General features: G+C 40.1%; 17 protein-coding genes. 4 read left to right on the forward strand and 13 right to left on the reverse strand.

Annotated features, from left to right (window positions below; all coding sequences use genetic code 11):
• Nucleotides 1–148 precede the first annotated feature (148 nt).
• Genes bioD through bioB form a run of 4 tightly spaced genes read right to left on the reverse strand, consistent with a single transcriptional unit; the run spans nucleotide 149 to nucleotide 3,776 of the window.
• Nucleotides 149–832, reverse strand: coding sequence for a dethiobiotin synthase (bioD, locus tag ACH784_RS08970; RefSeq protein WP_404389427.1), 684 nt, complete (start codon nucleotides 830–832; stop codon nucleotides 149–151).
• Complete coding sequence (locus ACH784_RS08975) at nucleotides 832–1,593, reverse strand: methyltransferase domain-containing protein (RefSeq protein WP_404389429.1); 762 nt, start codon at nucleotides 1,591–1,593, stop codon at nucleotides 832–834. The genes bioD and ACH784_RS08975 overlap by 1 nt, the downstream gene beginning before the upstream one ends.
• On the reverse strand, nucleotides 1,590–2,738 hold the full coding sequence (locus tag ACH784_RS08980; protein WP_404389431.1) for an aminotransferase class I/II-fold pyridoxal phosphate-dependent enzyme: 1,149 nt from the start codon (nucleotides 2,736–2,738) through the stop codon (nucleotides 1,590–1,592). The genes ACH784_RS08975 and ACH784_RS08980 overlap by 4 nt, the downstream gene beginning before the upstream one ends.
• Nucleotides 2,739–2,741: 3 nt before the next feature.
• Complete coding sequence (bioB, locus tag ACH784_RS08985) at nucleotides 2,742–3,776, reverse strand: biotin synthase BioB (protein WP_404389433.1); 1,035 nt, start codon at nucleotides 3,774–3,776, stop codon at nucleotides 2,742–2,744.
• Between the two features lie 122 nt (nucleotides 3,777–3,898).
• Here bioB and bioA point away from each other — a divergent pair, with 122 nt between their 5' ends.
• The 3 genes from bioA (at nucleotide 3,899) to ACH784_RS09000 (ending at nucleotide 7,627) form a co-directional block, all read left to right on the forward strand.
• Complete coding sequence (gene bioA / locus ACH784_RS08990) at nucleotides 3,899–5,194, forward strand: adenosylmethionine--8-amino-7-oxononanoate transaminase (protein ID WP_404389435.1); 1,296 nt, start codon at nucleotides 3,899–3,901, stop codon at nucleotides 5,192–5,194.
• Between the two features lie 131 nt (nucleotides 5,195–5,325).
• On the forward strand, nucleotides 5,326–6,663 hold the full coding sequence (locus tag ACH784_RS08995; RefSeq protein ID WP_404389437.1) for a KamA family radical SAM protein: 1,338 nt from the start codon (nucleotides 5,326–5,328) through the stop codon (nucleotides 6,661–6,663).
• 124 nt (nucleotides 6,664–6,787) lie between these two features.
• Nucleotides 6,788–7,627, forward strand: a complete 840-nt coding sequence (locus ACH784_RS09000) for an HDOD domain-containing protein (RefSeq protein ID WP_404389439.1) — start codon at nucleotides 6,788–6,790, stop codon at nucleotides 7,625–7,627.
• A 28-nt stretch (nucleotides 7,628–7,655) separates the two neighbouring features.
• Here the strand turns inward: ACH784_RS09000 and ACH784_RS09005 are convergent, their stop codons facing one another.
• Genes ACH784_RS09005 through ACH784_RS09015 form a run of 3 tightly spaced genes read right to left on the reverse strand, consistent with a single transcriptional unit; the run spans nucleotide 7,656 to nucleotide 9,764 of the window.
• Nucleotides 7,656–8,087, reverse strand: coding sequence for an acyl-CoA thioesterase (locus ACH784_RS09005; protein ID WP_404389441.1), 432 nt, complete (start codon nucleotides 8,085–8,087; stop codon nucleotides 7,656–7,658).
• Nucleotides 8,088–8,095: 8 nt separating this feature from the next.
• Nucleotides 8,096–8,914: a M23 family metallopeptidase gene (locus tag ACH784_RS09010; RefSeq protein WP_404389443.1), complete on the reverse strand. Its 819-nt coding sequence runs from the start codon at nucleotides 8,912–8,914 to the stop codon at nucleotides 8,096–8,098.
• Nucleotides 8,907–9,764 (reverse strand): 6-carboxytetrahydropterin synthase, encoded by an 858-nt coding sequence (locus tag ACH784_RS09015; RefSeq protein ID WP_404389445.1) that lies wholly within the window; start codon nucleotides 9,762–9,764, stop codon nucleotides 8,907–8,909. Before ACH784_RS09015 ends, ACH784_RS09010 begins: the two co-directional genes overlap by 8 nt.
• A gap of 201 nt (nucleotides 9,765–9,965) precedes the next feature.
• Between ACH784_RS09015 and fabA the strand changes: the two genes are divergently transcribed.
• Nucleotides 9,966–10,481: a 3-hydroxyacyl-[acyl-carrier-protein] dehydratase FabA gene (fabA, locus tag ACH784_RS09020; RefSeq protein WP_138559954.1), complete on the forward strand. Its 516-nt coding sequence runs from the start codon at nucleotides 9,966–9,968 to the stop codon at nucleotides 10,479–10,481.
• A gap of 73 nt (nucleotides 10,482–10,554) precedes the next feature.
• Here fabA and rmf read toward each other — a convergent pair whose 3' ends face one another.
• From rmf to ACH784_RS09050, 6 genes are all read right to left on the reverse strand, one after another.
• Nucleotides 10,555–10,725: a ribosome modulation factor gene (gene rmf, locus ACH784_RS09025; RefSeq protein WP_058029745.1), complete on the reverse strand. Its 171-nt coding sequence runs from the start codon at nucleotides 10,723–10,725 to the stop codon at nucleotides 10,555–10,557.
• Nucleotides 10,726–11,224: 499 nt separating this feature from the next.
• Nucleotides 11,225–12,526, reverse strand: coding sequence for a serine--tRNA ligase (serS, locus tag ACH784_RS09030; RefSeq protein WP_404389448.1), 1,302 nt, complete (start codon nucleotides 12,524–12,526; stop codon nucleotides 11,225–11,227).
• Between the two features lie 7 nt (nucleotides 12,527–12,533).
• Nucleotides 12,534–12,914, reverse strand: coding sequence for a fluoride efflux transporter CrcB (gene crcB / locus ACH784_RS09035; protein WP_058029743.1), 381 nt, complete (start codon nucleotides 12,912–12,914; stop codon nucleotides 12,534–12,536).
• Nucleotides 12,907–14,244, reverse strand: coding sequence for a replication-associated recombination protein A (locus tag ACH784_RS09040; protein WP_404389450.1), 1,338 nt, complete (start codon nucleotides 14,242–14,244; stop codon nucleotides 12,907–12,909). The genes crcB and ACH784_RS09040 overlap by 8 nt, the downstream gene beginning before the upstream one ends.
• A gap of 5 nt (nucleotides 14,245–14,249) precedes the next feature.
• On the reverse strand, nucleotides 14,250–14,882 hold the full coding sequence (gene lolA, locus ACH784_RS09045; protein WP_404389452.1) for an outer membrane lipoprotein chaperone LolA: 633 nt from the start codon (nucleotides 14,880–14,882) through the stop codon (nucleotides 14,250–14,252).
• Complete coding sequence (locus tag ACH784_RS09050) at nucleotides 14,883–17,492, reverse strand: DNA translocase FtsK 4TM domain-containing protein (RefSeq protein ID WP_404389454.1); 2,610 nt, start codon at nucleotides 17,490–17,492, stop codon at nucleotides 14,883–14,885.
• Nucleotides 17,493–17,549 lie beyond the last annotated feature (57 nt).

Raw genomic sequence — 17,549 nt, forward strand, 5'->3', positions numbered from 1 at the left:
TAACGAGGCGGAAATTGTGCAATTTAGTTGTTCTAAATAAGAAATTTCTAACGAAGTTAGCGTCAGTTTTAGTCCCTCAAAATGAAAGGTGATATCTATTTAGATATCACCTTTTACATTCAAATTAAACTTGCCTTAAGCCACGCACTTACAAGTTAATTGCAAAAAGATCGGTTAGTTCCTTATAAATTTTCAATTTTGCTTTGCTTTTTGCAAATGGTGCGACAGCCAATAAAGGGGCATCAATTCGCGCTTTCAAGCTTTCAAGGTTTGCATCAAACTCTGACATGTTAGGGTCAATCTCATTGGCAATCCAGCCCACACATTTCACCCCTTGAGCTTTGAGCGCTTGAATTGTAAGAAGTGTATGATTCAAACACCCTAGTTTCATACCGACAACTAAAATGACTGGGATTTCTCGGGCTTTTACCCAGTCAGATAAATATTCCGTGTCATTAATTGGTAAAGACCAGCCACCAGCACCTTCTACAAGAGTGAACTCGGCCCCAACAGATAAAATCTCTTTATAATGGTGATTAAGCTCTATTTGTGTAATTACTTTGTTTGCGCGTTGTGCTGCAATATGGGGCGCGATTGGCGGCTCGAAACAAATTGGATTTATTTGTTCATATTTAGCATGGACGTTTGAAGACTCCATGATGTTTAAAGCGTCTTCATTGACTAACTGGCCAAATGCTTCTTCAGCTCCGGCTGCAATAGGCTTAAAACCGATCGCTGAGCGTTTATGTTGGGTCAAAAACTTGAGTAGTAAACAAGTGACATGGGTTTTACCGACTTCAGTGTCGGTACCTGTAATAAAAAAAGAATTCATTATTTCGTTAACTCCAAAATACCGACTTGGTAGCTAATAACGGCTTTACCGTCTTGCAATGGAAAAGCTGACAATAGATTTTTATAAGCCGCTTTGCCCAATAGGCCTTGCTCTTTTTGACAATCGGTCAGATGATTTGCACCAATATTTTTCACCGACTTGATGGCACTGATTGCTTTGTCATAGTGATCTTGAAGACAGTGCTGATTTGAGTACACCACTTTGAATCCAACGCTTTGTGCAATTTTAATCAACTGAGTTAGATTCAAAAAATCATTAATGTGTTGTTTATCATCCACTGCTTTCCATGCTTGAGCTATTTCAGACAAAGAGCCATCTAAAACCGTCGATAGTAGAACTTGAGAGCCTGCTTTACTCGCAGAATAAAGTGATTTAAATAAAACTTCAGGATCGGCGCTCCATTGAATTGCAAAATTTGAAAATACAGCATCGAATACGTTGTCTGTAAAAGGCAATTTATCCATATCTGCACAGACACGATTCACATTATTCTCAGGGTGTGTTTCAGCCAACATACCCAAACTCAGATCCATCGCAACCAGACAATCACTATGATGTTTAAGTTTATGCTGATGCAATAAAGGACCAGCACCAAGATCGAGCATAACTTGGCTGTGTTTATTTAATCTTGAGAATAACAATTCGGCAGCTAGCTTTTGCACATGTGCATGTTGCTTGTATTGCCCTGCAGCTTTTGAAAACTGCTTCGCCGTTGACAGTTTATTTGGTGTTGCAATCATATTGACACCTTTAAGGCTGATACAAGCTTCTCAATATCATCATGAGTATGTGCTGCAGTAATTGTGATCCTAAGTCTGGCCGTATTATGTGGCACTGTTGGTGGGCGAATTGCAGTTAGCCAAATGCCAAGCTCTTTAAGCTTAGCTTGCGCATTTAATGCATTTTCAGCGCTACCTAACACAACCGGTTGTATGGCTGTCTCTGATGGCATAACAGGGATGCTTTGATCAAAACAAAGCTGCTTGAATAACGCAATATTGCTAAACAAATGCTGTCTCTGCTCACTCGCCTCAAGTACACGTAAAAACTGTTGCTCTGCAGCTTGAACCATAAGCGGTGACATAGACGTCGAGTAAATATAATCACGATTAAACTGAAGTAAAAAATCGATGACAGATTTGCTTGCTAAAACAGCCGCGCCCTGACACGCCATTGCCTTACCAAATGTGATCACCAGAATTTCTGGCTTACAACCCAAACCCACACTTCCCAGGCCGTTTTCGCCCAATACACCAAAGCTGTGTGCATCATCTATCATCAGCCAAGCATTGTGTTGTTGTTTTAATTCGATTAGTTGCTGTAGTGGCGCGCTGTCTCCATCCATTGAGAACACGCCTTCACTAATGATCAACTTATTTACGGCTTTACTTTTTTCTAAACGGTGACGTAAGTGCCCCATGTCATTATGGTTAAAACGGATATGCTTGGCATCAGATTGTAAAGCCCCATCAATTAAACTGGCGTGGTTGAGTTTGTCTTGGAAAATGGCTGAATCAAGGGCGGATTTTGAGCTTGAGCTCTGTGAAAAAAGAGCCTTAATTACACTGCTGTTTGCACTAAAGCCCGTACTAAAAAGTAAAGCAGACTCATAGCCAAAATGTTTGCACAGCAAGGCTTCAAAATCTTTATGGCACTGTTGGTATCCTGTAACAAGTGCCGAAGAACGGCTACCTGTTAGTCCACCTTGTAACTCTAATTTAGACCCTAAACCAAGATAATCATTACTGGCAAAGTTTAAATATTGCTTACCCTCTTTGCTCGTTAAAAAGCGTGCGTCACTTGAATCAGCAATCACATGACGAGCACGCAACAAAGACTCAACTCGTCTTTGTTGCAACGCTACTTGTATAAATTCAAAAGCCATTCACTATGCTTCGTAAAATAGCTCTGACGTTGCTTTATCAGCAATTTTTGAACTTAAAGACGCTTCGTATGCTTCATCAGAGTAGTCTTGACGCTTCTCTGGATTCATACCTAGTTTTTTAAGTAAGTTCATATCTGCATCGGCTTCAGGGTTTTCCGTAGTCAGTAACTTATCACCGTAGAAAATTGAGTTAGCGCCAGCAAAGAAACACATTGATTGCATTTGCTCATTCATTGCTGTTCTACCCGCTGATAAACGTACGTAACTGTGCGGCATCATAATACGCGCAGTGGCGATAGTACGAATAAATTCAAAATGGTCTAGATCTTCAACGTCTTCAAGTGGCGTACCTTTCACTTTTACAAGCATGTTAATTGGTACACTTTCAGGTTGTTTTGGTAAGTTAGCAAGCTGCATTAATAAACCGTAACGGTCACCTGCTTGCTCGCCCATACCAACAATACCACCAGAGCACACTTTCATGCCTGCATCACGCACATTGTCTAAGGTATCAAGTCTGTCTTGATAAGTACGTGTTGTGATAATTTGCTCATAATATTCAGGCGAGGTATCTAGGTTATGATTGTAGTAATCAAGGCCGGCATCTCTTAGTGCATGCGCTTTTTCATTATCAAGCATGCCAAGTGTCATACAAGTTTCTAAACCAAGCTCTTTTACTTCACGCACCATTTTAGCAATGTAAGGCATGTCTCTGTCTTTTGGATCAGACCATGCTGCGCCCATACAGAAACGTGTTGCGCCTTTTTCACGCGCTAATCTCGCTTGTTCAACAACCTTTTCTACTTCCATTAAACGTTCACGGTCTAAGTCTGTTTTATAATGCGCTGACTGTGGACAGTATTTACAGTCTTCAGGGCATGCACCCGTTTTAATTGAAAGTAAGGTCGAGATCTGTACTTCGTTTGGGTTAAAGTTCTCACGGTGAATACTTGCCGCTTGAAATAGCAAGTCGTTAAACGGCATGTTAAATAGTGCTTTTACTTCTTCGTAAGTCCAATCGTGACGAACTGTAGCCATAATCTGATACTCTTTTTATTCTTAGCCTGTTTATTAATTAGGCGTTTGATTTGACGGTGATTGGCTTAGTCTACTGAGTGTCGTAGTATTGTCAACGTCACAGCAAAACTAAAGGTTTACAAGTGAACAATAATCACCCTATAGATATCAAATTCGATAAACAACATATTTGGCACCCCTATACGTCTATAGGTGATCCTTTACCTGTTTATGGTGTTACACATACTGAGCAGAACAAACTTTATCTTGATGACGGCACTGAGCTCATCGATGGCATGGCCTCTTGGTGGAGTGCCATTCATGGTTATAATCACCCTAAAATAGTCTCTGCAATACAAGACCAAGCACAAACAATGTGCCACGTTATGTTCGGTGGTATCACACATGCTCCAGCGGTTGAGCTATGTAAAAAGCTGGTTGCAATAAGCCCAGAGCCTTTACAAAAAGTGTTTTTAGCCGACAGCGGCTCTGTAAGCGTTGAAGTTGCGATCAAAATGGCATTGCAATATTGGATAAGTAAAGGTCAAACAAATAAAACAAAGCTCATGACCGCCAAAAAAGGCTATCACGGTGATACCTTTGCTGCGATGAGTGTTTGTGACCCAGTAAATTCAATGCACAGCATGTATCAAGGCTTCTTACCTGAACATATTTTCGTCGAAGCACCAAAAGCTGGTTTTTACGATAACGAAGATGAAGCTGAACTTGCAGCGTTAGAACAGGCGTTTGAACAACATAACGGTGAAGTCGCTGCTTTTATCATTGAACCCATTGTACAAAATGCTGGTGGCATGAACTTTTATCATCCCTCTTATCTCAAAAAGCTCAGAGCACTGTGTGATAAATATCATGTACTCCTCATTTTAGATGAAATCGCTACTGGCTTTGGCAGAACAGGAAAAATGTTTGCCTGTGAACACGCAAATATCAGCCCCGATATTATGTGTATTGGTAAAGCATTAACTGGTGGTGCGATGACTCTCTCTGCGACATTGGCGACAGAAGAAGTCGCTGTCGGGATCAGTGAAGGTGAAGCTGGCGTGTTAATGCACGGACCAACATTTATGGGCAACCCGCTTGCCTGCTCTGCAGCCAATGCTAGTTTAAAACTACTAGAAGAAAACGATTGGCTTTCACAAATTAATCGAATCGAACAGACAATGAATACCCACCTATCTCAATGTTCAGAATTAGATGCTGTAGAAGATGTCAGAGTGCTCGGTGGGATTGGTGTCGTCCAAGTAAAACGTGCCGTTGATGTTGCTAAGATTCAAAAGTATTTTATTAGAGAACATAAGGTTTGGATCAGACCATTTGGTAAACTAATTTATATAATGCCACCTTATATTAGTACAAATGACGACATAAACACTTTATGTCATGCTATTTATCAAGCTATCGACTCAGAACAGTTCTAGTGCATAATCTAAAACTTACCTTTTAGAACGCAGCGTTATTTGTTCGAGTTGATATAAATAACGCTGAAACATAACCATAATTTTGTTAGACTACTGCGCTTTATGTAATTAGTAGTAGAGTAAACAAACATATGCAGCAAACCGTCCAATTGCAGCCAGCAGAAGCTTATGTACCACCAAAATTCAATGTTTATCAACATCGTCAAATAGATAAGATTGAACAACTTCATCAACTTCCTGAGCATTTACGCTTTGAGATGCGCGTTGTGGCCAATGTTTTTCCATTTCGAGTTAATAATTATGTAATCGAAGAGCTAATTGATTGGGATAAAGTACCGAATGATCCGGTGTTCCAATTAACTTTCCCACAGCGCGGCATGCTTGATGATGAGTCATATGAGCAAATGGCTGCGTTATTGAAGCGCGAACATACACCTGAAGAAGTTTTTGAATTAGCAACACAACTTCGTCAAAAGTTGAACCCGCACCCTGCTGGGCAAATGGATAAAAATGTGCCAACTTTTGAAGGTGAGCAAGTTGAAGGTATCCAACATAAATACAAAGAAACTGTATTGTTCTTCCCAGCTCAAGGCCAATATTGCCACTCTTACTGTACTTTCTGTTTCCGTTGGGCGCAATTCGTAGGTAAAGCAACACGTTTCAACAATAACGATGAAGAGTTACTGCATAACTACCTTGCATCACACACAGAAGTGACAGACCTATTAATGACAGGTGGCGACCCTATGGTTATGCGTACAGTTAAGTTACGTAAGTACCTAGAAGCACTTAAAGAGCCGCGTTTTGAGCACATCAAGACTATTCGTATTGGTACTAAGTCTTTAACATTCTGGCCATTCCGTTACGTTACTGATCCTGATGCACAAGATTTATTAGCATTATTAAAAGAGCTTGTAGATGCAGGAAAGCATGTGTCAATTATGGCGCACGTTAACCACAAACAAGAATTACGTACTGATATTAGCCGTGAAGCTATAAAGCTTATTCGTAAAACCGGCGCGCAGATCCGTACTCAGGCTCCACTGTTAAACAACTTAAACGTTGATTCTGATATGTGGGCTGAGATGTGGAAAGAACAAACGCAAATGGGCATGATCCCTTACTATATGTTCATTGAACGTGATACAGGTGCTAAACGCTACTTCGAATTACCACTTTACAAAACTTGGGAAATTTTCCGCGATGCTTATAAACAAGTTTCAGGTGTAAGTAGAACAGTACGTGGCCCTTCGATGAGTGCAGGCCCTGGTAAAGTTGAAGTGTCAGGTGTTGCTGAAATTGCTGGTGAAAAAGTATTTGTACTTCGCTTTATTCAAGCGCGTAATCCTGAGTGGGTTCAGCGTCCGTTCTTCGCAAAATACGATGAAGAAGCCACTTGGCTTGATGGACTTGTTCCTGCTTTCGGTGAAGAAAAGTTCTTCTGGCAAGAAGAATACGAAGCAATGTAAATAAGTTAAATATGAATTGCGTAGTTAACTACGCAATTCTTTTCCACTCCTACCCGTCAATTCAATACCACTTTTCTGAACCATAAACTATGATTTAAATAGTTAATTAGATTGGAGTTATGATATGCCGATATCATTAACCAATGAAGAAAAGGCGATTCTTAGAAGCGTTTCAATCCCGCCTCGACCAGAAGCTTTAATAAAGTTTTCTGAAGAAACAAAAAAGCCAGAACCCAATATTTCACGGGTATCTGAAATACTGCAAGATGATGTGGGGATCTGCGCAGCAATACTTCAGGTTGTAAATTCCAGTGCTTTTCGACGTGCAAAAGAAATAGAATCAATCGATCAAGCCATTATGATCTTAGGCTTAAAGCGGTTAATTCCCTTGGTTAAAGCCGTGGCAGTTAAAGCTGCTGTTGGTACAGATCCAACTATGGCTAAATTTTGGGATGTTCAAACCGATATTGCTCATATTGCCAGTATAGTTGCGATAAAACTCGATAAACCTGCGCTGTCAAATCATGCTTATATGCTTGCGCTTTTTCACGGTGTTGGTGTGGCAATTCTGAATCAGCATTTTGACGACTTTGAAGAAGTGATGTCTTATGCAGATGAAAACAATTGGGATGCCGCAGCTAAATTGCAGTTTGAAAAATACCAGACAAATCACGCGACTATTGGGGCTTTACTAGCGCAGCAATGGCGCTTACCCAAAGTCATGATTAACATTATTTACTACCAACATGACACTGATGGTTTATTCCAGTCAGAAGAATTGGATAAAGTCGGCTTAAATTTACTGTGTATTCTCAAACTCTCAAGACACTGTGCTTTTTTGAAAGAGAAACCAAGTGAAATAAATGGTGAATGGCAAAACATCATGGATGACGTGATAGATCATCTAGATATGGAAGAAGAACAGTTATTTAGTATTATCGAAGATATTACAGATGAAATATGAGGGCTAAAAAGCCCTCGTTGCATAAATGCTATTTAAAGCCTTTAAGCATATTTTCACAAACAACTGGTGTTGGCCTATGATTATCATCAACAGCAACAAAGGTGAAACTACCCGAAATAGCTAAGTGTTTATCATCTTTGTGCATACGCTCTAGGAAGATATTAACATCCACTTTTAAGCTGGTATTACCAACATGAGACACAGTTGCTACTAATTCTGCGAAAGTCCCAGCTGGAATAGCTTCTTTAAAATCTACTCTATCTGAAGAAATAGTAACGAGAGGCTTGCGACAAAAACGCGTTGCGGCAATAAAGGCAACTTCGTCCATCCAAGCCAATGCATCACCACCGAATAAGGTATTGTGGTGATTTGTACGCCCAGGAAAAACTGTCTTAGTTACAGACGTAACAGACTCTTTAATGCGTTGCTCAATCACTGCTTGTTTATCAATATCATTCATTTAAGTTACTACTTCGTATTTGCTAATTTATCTGTCATTAATAATGCTGGATCAAGACGTTCGTTGAACCAGTTGAAACGCCAATCTAAATGCGGGCCAGTTACACGGCCGGTCGCACCTATATCTGCAAAATGGTCACCGACTTTAACCTTATCACCCACGTTTACGTGTATTTTATTAAGGTGAATATAGGTTGATGTAATGCCATGACCGTGGTCGATGATCACCGTGCCACCGCTATAATATAGTTCAGGATCTGCCATTACGACTTTACCCGCAAGTGGGGCCCAAACTGGCGTGCCCGTTTTATTGGCAATGTCTAAACCAAAATGTGGGTTTCTTGGTTTGCCATTAAAGAAACGCTGACTGCCATAAACGCCTGAAATACGGCCTTTGGCTGGACGTAAAACGGTGTCTTTAAAATATGTAAAATCAGACTCTCCTGCTCGTGCAGCTCGCACACGTTTTGCATCATCTTTGATACGAGCAAGTACGGAGTCAGGTGGTGAAACGTACTTCTTTTCGACACCCGTAATGCGATCAATTTTATATTCACGCTTAGTGATCACAATGTCTTGTGTATGCTGTTTACCTGCTTGGTCTACCCAAGTAAGCATGTGTTTTGTATCTGCATCTCGACCGAAGCCGAACACAAACTCTCCGTCTTTGGTTACTTTTAATGCTTTGCCATTAAAATAGACCGAGTTTGGGTTGTCTAGCTTACCTATGATCATACCGCCTTGCGTTAGACTGCCTTTAAGCTCTAATGCCATTGTACTGATACTGGCAGTCAAACTAATTAAAGCGAATAATACGGCTTTAAGCATATGCAATGGCTCCTTTCCCAACACCTTCAAATGCTTTTACTTTCACAGCATTGTCAGGGTGCGCTTTTTTAATTTCTGTTGCTAAGTAATCAGCAATACACTCTACTGTTGTATCACAAGGTAAAATATCACAACGGGCTTTACTGATTGCTAATTCGAAATAGCCCTGTGTAGACGTATAAGAAAATGCGTAATCAGTGTCTAAGGCTTTAATATGTTTTAGTTCTGAGTTAGCGATTAAGTCTTCTTCAGAGCCTAGGTAAATATCTTCCCATTTGCGTGACCATTCTTTTTGCAGACGAGGCATAGGAATGTTATCAAGACTGATACCAATCAATGAGCGGTGGCCGTGAACAATACGCTGACAATTACCATCATGCTTTTTCAAGCCATGGCTGTAGTGGTAATAAAAACTAGACGTTTGCTCAGGGCGAAGTTCAATATCGATGTCTTTTACGTTTTCAGGCATCTTAGGCATGATCTGCTGCTTCAAAAATGCAATGACAGACTGTTCTGTAACCGTTTCAGCATCAATTAAGCAAACAGCTTGTTCAGGTGCATACATCGCAATGTGATGATCGTCACCGAATTGTGCGTCAAGCTTGACTTGTTCGCTTTCAATACTACAAGTGCCATTCAAACGTTTAGGTATTGCAAGCTTATGATCGATTGTGTCATCGATAATGCGTTTAATCTGTTTTTTTACCAGTGCAAAATCTAAAACCATAGACTCATCATTCAAGTCTCCATGAAGGGTTAAGTCTGCAATCCAACTTTCACCTACCGGCCCTCTTTTATTACAAAAGTAAGAAAAATCAATAACAGTTAAAGCGTCTACGAATAAAATCATGTCGATCCAAAATGAACTAAGTTAACAAGAATCATTATAAAGAAATGTATTCTAAAAATCGCCCAAGTTGATGCAAGTTGTCATATAAAAATGTTTAAATGTTTAAAATATTAACAATAATCAACTGTTCAGAGTTGTTTGGCGTACATCTGTAAGCTAAAGTAGCCTGGATTTTTATTTTGAAGAAAAAGTATTAATACTATGGAACCAAAGAACAGCTACACAAAAGAAGAATTGATCCTATGTGGTCGTGGTGAAATGTTTGGTGAAGGCAACTGCCGTTTACCAAGTGACAACATGCTAATGATGGATCGCATCATTGAGATCAACGATAACGGTGGTGAATTTGGCAAAGGTCAAATTATTGCTGAGTTAGACATTGACCCTAGCCTTTGGTTCTTCGATTGTCACTTTAAAGGCGACCCTGTAATGCCTGGTTGTCTTGGTCTAGACGCAATGTGGCAGATCGTTGGCTTTTTCTTAGGTTGGTCTGGTGGCCCAGGTCTTGGGCGTGCTCTAGGTGTAGGCGAAGTGAAATTCACAGGCCAAATCTTACCAACGGCTAAAAAAGTGACTTACCGTGTAGATATGAAGCGTGTAATTAAGCGTAAATTATTCATGGGTATGGCTGACGGTACTGTTGAAGTAGATGGTCGCGTTATCTATGAAGCAAAAGATCTTAAAGTAGGTCTTTTCCAAGATACGAGTGCTTTCTAATTAGACTTTTTAAAAGTTACTGTAACAACAAAGCCCTCAATTGAGGGCTTTGTTGTATTAAATTCTCTGTAAATTAAGTTTTAAACATATTGCGGTCATCAATGGCTTCTCGCCACCCGCCTAACCATTCTGATCTAGATTCTAATTGTTGATATGGACAAAGTTCTTTTGAGCGTCCTGCTAAACCTGCTTTGTATCCTTGGGAATGTGCTCTTTCTAATCGATCACGCTTTTGTCTCTTCATAGGTAAATCCTCACCTTTTGTTTATTAACACTGCAAAACATTGCAACATTTAATGAATAGTTAATAAAAACGTAAAATTCAAATGTTATTGGCCTTTACGCTCAAATTAAAATGATGCATGTTTTATAAAGTCTAATTTTGTAAATACGAGAACACGAAGACGATTAAAGAAATGACTTTAACGCTTCATAAAAGCAGGATTGGCCAACCCTTGAAACCTAATAAAACATATTCTTCATATAGCTGCAATATAATTTACATAATTAAAATTAACCCAAGCCAAAAAAGAATAATTTAAATAAACATGAAATAATTTTTAAATTTTAAATTCAGCAAATAGAAAGGCGCGCATTAAAAATCTAAAATTAAATAAAATTCACATTTTCATTTCTCTGTAATTATTTGCCTAAATAAAGTGCATATTTTTTAAGATCTTACAGACACAAAAAAGGTCGCCATAAAGCGACCTTGATCGTATAAACAGTTATTGAGAGAAGTCTTAATTAATAACTTCTAAACCGCCCATGTATTGACGTAATACTTCTGGTACCACGATTGAACCATCTGCTTGTTGGTAGTTTTCTAAAATTGCTACTAACGTCCGGCCAACAGCTAAACCAGAACCATTTAATGTATGAAGTAGTTCAGGCTTCTTCTCACCTTGACGACGGAAACGCGCTTGCATACGACGTGCTTGGAAATCCCACATGTTTGAGCAAGATGAAATTTCACGGTACGTGTCTTGCGCTGGTAACCATACTTCTAGATCGTATGTTTTTGTTGCGCCAAAGCCCATATCACCAGTACATAACACGACTTTTCTGTACGGTAGCTCTAATGCTTGTAAAATATATTCAGCGTGGCCAGTTAGCTCTTCAAGCGCTGCCATTGAGTCTTCTGGTTTTACAAGTTGTACAAGTTCTACTTTATCAAACTGGTGTTGACGAATTAAACCACGTGTATCACGGCCGTAACTACCCGCTTCACTTCTGAAACACGGTGTGTGTGCAGTCATTTTGATTGGTAGTTCTTTTTCATCAAAGATTTCATCACGTGCACAGTTTGTAAGCGGTACTTCAGCCGTTGGAATTAAGCTGAAACCTTCTTGCTCTTCACCGTCGTCGTTGATTAAACCTTTAGTGTGGAATAAGTCACCTGCGAATTTCGGTAATTGACCTGTACCAAATAAGCTGTCTTTGTTTACCAGGTAAGGTACGTACATTTCTGTGTAACCATGCTTATCTGCATGTGTATCAAGCATGAATTGTACAAGTGCACGGTGCATACGAGCAACACCACCACGCATTACAGTGAAGCGAGAGCCAGTTAGTTTAACACCCGTTTCAAAGTCTAAGCCTTTGTCTAGCGCTTCGCCTAAATCTACGTGATCTTTAACTTCGAAATCGTATTGCTTAGGTTCGCCCCATTTGATGATTTCAACATTTTCACTTTCATCACTGCCTGCAGGCACATCTTCTGCCGGTAAGTTAGGTAAAGTTAAAGCGATATTATTTAGCTTAGCCAAAATTTCATCTTGTTCGTTCTTAGCCGCTGTAAGTTGGTCGCCTAAGTTAGCAACAGCGTCTAGTAGTGGCTGAATATCTTCGCCTTTTGCTTTTGCTTGACCAATTGCTTTGGAGCGGCTGTTTCTTTCGCTTTGTAATTCTTGTGTTTTTGTTTGAAGCGCTTTGCGTTGCTCTTCTAAAGCATTAATCGCATCAACATCAAGCTCAAAGCCACGTTTAGCTAGTCGAGCTGCTGCTTCAGCAATATCCTGACGTAAATATTTTGAATCTAACATTTTGCTTTTAACCTTTTTGCATGACTAAGTTAAGGCCTAACCAAGCCATAAAAATACATAACACCACATTTAAGGTGATATTGAGAATCATCTTCACAATTTGCCCTTGTTGAAGTAGCAACAAAGAGTCCATCGAGAATGTAGAGAAAGTTGTTAATGCACCTAAGAAACCAATCACAATAAGTGACTTATAAGGGCTTACCGCGAGTACTTGTTTTTCAAGTAAGCCAAATACAACTCCCAATAATAATGAACCGATTATATTAACGGTCAAAGTGCCAAATGGGAATCCCCTACCCAGCAGTTTGAGCATTGTATCACTAATAAAAAACCTTAAACACGCACCAAGTGCGCCTCCAAGTGCAATTGAGAGGTACATTTTAATCATTTGAATATCTTTTGTTCACACTCATATGATTTAATGACTTTAAATATTCAAGCTTATCTTTGATCTGCTTTTCTAAGCCGCGTTCAGAGGGCACATAATATTGCCTGTCTTTAATTTCTTCAGGAAAGTAATTTTCACCTGCGGCAAATGCCCCTTCTTCATTATGGGCATAACGATATTCATCGCCATAACCTAGCTCTTTCATGAGCTTTGTTGGTGCGTTGCGTAAATGAACGGGCACTTGGTAATCTGGGTCGGTCGAAGCATCTTGCTTTGCTTGGTTAAACGCCATATAAACCGCATTACTCTTCGCTGCACTGGCTAAATAGATAGTCGCCTGGGCAATGGCTCTTTCACCTTCACTGGGGCCGACGCGTTGAAATATATCCCACGCATTTAAAGCTACTTGCATGGCTCTTGGGTCAGCATTACCAATATCTTCGGTAGCGATAGCTAACAGGCGTCTTGCAACATAGAGTGGGTCACCACCACCTGCTAATATTCGACAGTACCAATAAAGTGCCGCATCTGGATCGCTCCCCCTAACTGATTTATGAAAAGCTGAGATCAGGTCGTAGAATAAATCCCCCCCTTTATCATATTTTGCAAAATGAGAAGGTAATAGCTGGGTAAGCACATCAGAAGTAATAACCACTTCGCCATGTTGATCAGATAATTCAACAGCTTGCTCAAGTAGATTCAAAGCTTTACGCGCATCGCCACTACTTACCTGTGCGATTTGCATAAGTTGTACATCTGAGACCGTGATTTTCAGCTTCGAGAGTGTCTCATCTTTGGAGATAGCGCGTTTTAATACCTGAACAAGTTCTTCATCGGTTAAAGCCTTCAGTGTGTAAACACGTGCCCGGGATAGAATCGCATTATTCAGAGCAAAACTTGGGTTTTCAGTGGTGGCACCAATGAATATAAAAGTGCCATCTTCAATGTGAGGTAAAAAGGCATCTTGCTGAGACTTGTTAAATCGATGGACTTCGTCAACAAACAATAACGTTCTTTGTCCCATACTGAGGTTTTGTTTTGCTTCTAACACGGCTTCACGGATTTCTTTCACACCGGAAGTCACAGCAGATAAGTGCTGAATGCGCGCATTGGCATGATTTGCAATTATTTCAGCAATGGTGGTTTTACCAACACCAGGCGGGCCCCAAACAATTAAACTATGTGCTCTACCAGACAGTATGGCTTTATGTAAGGGTTTATCTGCGGCTAATATATGTGATTGGCCGATGTAGTCTTCTAACTGTGTTGGCCGCATTCTTGCGGCCAGTGGCTTTACATCGTTGCCAAAATCAAATCCTAAATTACTCACAAAAACTATTCACTTTGTGTTTGATCGTCAATAACAACATGCTCAGGAATGGTAAAGTTAAACAGGTTACTGTCTAAAGTACCGTTTAATTTGATGTCAGAAAATTTAAACTCAGTTAATTGACCTGATAAATCCACCACCAATATTTTTGATAGTTGTTTGTCAGTATTAAACTGTAGCTCTAACGATTCTACTTGCGAATCAGTTGTCGATTTAGGGATGATTTTGTAATTATCTTTAGTCTTAGAAACCTGATACTTTTCCCATTGTGTTTTTGCATTTGTAGTTAATAACACAAAAGGCGTTGTTTCGATAAGGTTAAGACTGGCCATAATGGTCACTTGCTCTGCAAACTCATCGTAATAATAAGCACGATGACCGTCAGACACTAACATGGTTGAATCAGGCTCTTGTTGTTGCCAATGAATTTTTAAAGGCTGTGCTAACGCTAAGTTACCCGATCCTGTTTGTAATACTTCACCCGCTTCATCTGTTACTTTTTGATTAAAGCTCGCTTTAAACGTCGTCATTTCAGATAGCTTTGCTTTAAGCTCAATTGCAGCATCTGCAAATGCGGCTTGTGACAAAAACAGAGTAGACAAACCGACTAAACTTGATAATAGTGTTTTTTTCATCATTTAATTTACTCCCCCTTTAGGGACTAATACTTCTCGAGCACCATTGTGCCCTGGTGAACTTACGACACCTGACGCTTCCATTTGTTCAACTAAACGAGCAGCTCGGTTATAACCAACACGAAGCTTACGCTGCACACTCGAAACAGACACCTTGCCTGATTCAATAACAAAGCTGACGGCTTCGTCATAAAGTGGATCAGATTCGTCGTCGCCACCCTCTGGTGTTTCACCCGGTAAGAGAATATCTTCCGTGGCATCACCACATAAGATTTCTTCAATGTAATTCGGTTTACCACGGGCTTTCCAGTCATTTACAACAGCATGTACTTCGTGGTCATCAACAAACGCGCCGTGAACACGAATTGGTACACTGGTACCCGGTGGTAAATACAACATGTCACCCATACCAAGTAAGTTTTCTGCCCCTTGCTGGTCTAGGATGGTGCGAGAGTCAATTTTACTTGATACTTGGAAAGCCATACGAGTTGGAATATTCGCTTTGATAAGACCCGTAATAACATCAACAGACGGTCTTTGTGTAGCAAGCACTAAGTGAATACCAGCAGCTCGTGCTTTTTGTGCTATACGCGCAATCAACTCTTCAACTTTCTTACCGACAATCATCATCATGTCAGCAAACTCGTCAATGACGACAACGATACTTGGCAGTTTATCGAGCGCTTCAGGCTCATTCGCCATACCATCTGTGTCTTTGAACAGCGGATCTAAAATTGGTTGACCCGCTTCTTTTGCCGCAAGCACTTTTTGGTTGTAACCTTTTAAGTTACGAACACCAAGCGCTGACATGAGTTTGTAACGGCGTTCCATCTCGCCAACACACCATCGCAGTGCATTTGACGCTTCTTTCATGTCTGTGACAACTTCACATAGTAAGTGCGGAATACCTTCATAAACAGAAAGCTCTAGCATTTTCGGGTCTATCATGATCATGCGCACATCTTCTGGCGGCGACTTGTAGAGCAGGCTCAAAATCATGACATTTACACCAACAGATTTACCAGAACCCGTTGTACCCGCAACTAATAGATGAGGCATTTTACCTAAATCTGCAACCACAGGCTGACCAGCAATGTCTTTACCTAACACCATGGTCAATGGTGATGGGTTTTGTTCAAATTTAGGGGCATTAATCACTTCAGATAGGCGAACAATTTCTCTATGTTTGTTTGGTAGCTCAAGACCAACATAGGTTTTACCTGGGATTACTTCTACAACACGAACACTGACTGCAGATAACGAACGCGCTAAATCTTTTGCTAGACCGGTGATTTTCGCAACCTTAATGCCTGGTGCTAAATCGAGCTCAAATCGCGTGACAACGGGACCTGGGTACACCCCTACTACACTCGCTTGAATATTAAAATCCAGTAGCTTCACTTCTACAAGACGAGAAACGGCATCCAATTCTTCTTTTGATATAGGATTTTTCTGTTTATCAGGCCTATCTAATAAATCGAGTGATGGAAGAGGATCCTTTGGCGGCTCAGCATTCAGCAATTCTTCAAACTTTTCTTTCGCTGTTGGCTCTGGCACGAAAACTGGTTTTTCAGGTTCTGCTTTTGGTTTTAGTGGTCTTGCTGGAGACTGAACTCGGGTTTCTGGCTCTTGAGCTAGAACTGGTGCATCGTCTAACCCTTGTAACGCGCTAGAGGCATCAAAGTCGTCATCATCAATCGCTGAAAAGTTAATTTCTTGCTCTAGAATATCATCTAATTCATCAAATACATCAGCTCGAGAGTTATCCAAACTTGAACTCTCAACAACAGGTTCACTTTTTATTACTTTGCTTTCAGTGTCTTGAATTGTTTCTGAATCAGTTTGCTTAGCAAATAGTCTATCTTTTAATTTCGCAATTGGTTTTTGTTCTAGCGATTGTTGAGAAGTAATTTCAGATTCAGCATGGGTGATTTCGGTTTTATCTGACATATCTTCAAGAGTTGTCATTTCATCTAACTGAACTTCAGTTTCTTGTCTAACGACAGGCTGTGCTTGCTTGTTTGATTGGAAGTCTTGGAACTTGTTGAATAATAAACGACAAGCTTGAATAACTTTTTCACCAATGTAGTCAACAAACTCAACCCAAGATACCCCCGTCATTAAGGTTAAACCTGCAAAGAAAAAGCATAATAAAATAATTGAAGTGCCCGTGAATTTAAATGCTGGGATCATCGCATCACGAACGACGTCACCAATAAATCCACCTGATGACACATGATAGATATCATCAAAGTTGATGCTACTGATGGCACTTGCTGAAGACACAAACAAAACTAGACCAATCAGTCTTAGAGCTAGAGTGACGTAATCAAGGTGAAATAACTTGTGTGGCTTCTTAAACAACAAATAGCCTGCTAATTGAATAGCTGCAGGCACTAAAAAAGCCATCCAACCAAAGCTGACTAGCAAAATATCAGCAACCCACGCACCTGCTGTGCCTGTAATATTTTTTACTTCAAGATATTCTCCAGTCTGAGACCAAGCAGGGTCAGATGGATCGAAACTTATCAAAGCGCATAAGGTAAATAATGCAGCAAATGTACTAATAATAAGGCCTGTTTCTAACAGCCTTTGAATTCCGTTAAGACGCATAAGGTGCGTTTACCCCTAGTTTTACTTTGTTCAAACTGAATGAAGAATAGTTAGAGT

The organism is Pseudoalteromonas phenolica (genome assembly GCF_044788725.1).
GTDB classification, from domain to species: domain Bacteria; phylum Pseudomonadota; class Gammaproteobacteria; order Enterobacterales; family Alteromonadaceae; genus Pseudoalteromonas; species Pseudoalteromonas phenolica_C.

Bases quoted from the DNA above. Each gene is read 5' to 3' on its own strand.
- bioD (WP_404389427.1), bottom strand. From the start codon at position 832: ATGAATTCTTTTTTTATTACAGGTACCGACACTGAAGTCGGTAAAACC.
- ACH784_RS08975 (WP_404389429.1), bottom strand. From the start codon at position 1,593: ATGATTGCAACACCAAATAAACTGTCAACGGCGAAGCAGTTTTCAAAA.
- ACH784_RS08980 (WP_404389431.1), bottom strand. From the start codon at position 2,738: ATGGCTTTTGAATTTATACAAGTAGCGTTGCAACAAAGACGAGTTGAG.
- bioB (WP_404389433.1), bottom strand. From the start codon at position 3,776: ATGGCTACAGTTCGTCACGATTGGACTTACGAAGAAGTAAAAGCACTA.
- ACH784_RS08995 (WP_404389437.1), top strand. From the start codon at position 5,326: ATGCAGCAAACCGTCCAATTGCAGCCAGCAGAAGCTTATGTACCACCA.
- ACH784_RS09000 (WP_404389439.1), top strand. From the start codon at position 6,788: ATGCCGATATCATTAACCAATGAAGAAAAGGCGATTCTTAGAAGCGTT.
- ACH784_RS09005 (WP_404389441.1), bottom strand. From the start codon at position 8,087: ATGAATGATATTGATAAACAAGCAGTGATTGAGCAACGCATTAAAGAG.
- ACH784_RS09010 (WP_404389443.1), bottom strand. From the start codon at position 8,914: ATGCTTAAAGCCGTATTATTCGCTTTAATTAGTTTGACTGCCAGTATC.
- ACH784_RS09015 (WP_404389445.1), bottom strand. From the start codon at position 9,764: ATGATTTTATTCGTAGACGCTTTAACTGTTATTGATTTTTCTTACTTT.
- fabA (WP_138559954.1), top strand. From the start codon at position 9,966: ATGGAACCAAAGAACAGCTACACAAAAGAAGAATTGATCCTATGTGGT.
- rmf (WP_058029745.1), bottom strand. From the start codon at position 10,725: ATGAAGAGACAAAAGCGTGATCGATTAGAAAGAGCACATTCCCAAGGA.
- serS (WP_404389448.1), bottom strand. From the start codon at position 12,526: ATGTTAGATTCAAAATATTTACGTCAGGATATTGCTGAAGCAGCAGCT.
- crcB (WP_058029743.1), bottom strand. From the start codon at position 12,914: ATGATTAAAATGTACCTCTCAATTGCACTTGGAGGCGCACTTGGTGCG.
- lolA (WP_404389452.1), bottom strand. From the start codon at position 14,882: ATGATGAAAAAAACACTATTATCAAGTTTAGTCGGTTTGTCTACTCTG.
- ACH784_RS09050 (WP_404389454.1), bottom strand. From the start codon at position 17,492: ATGCGTCTTAACGGAATTCAAAGGCTGTTAGAAACAGGCCTTATTATT.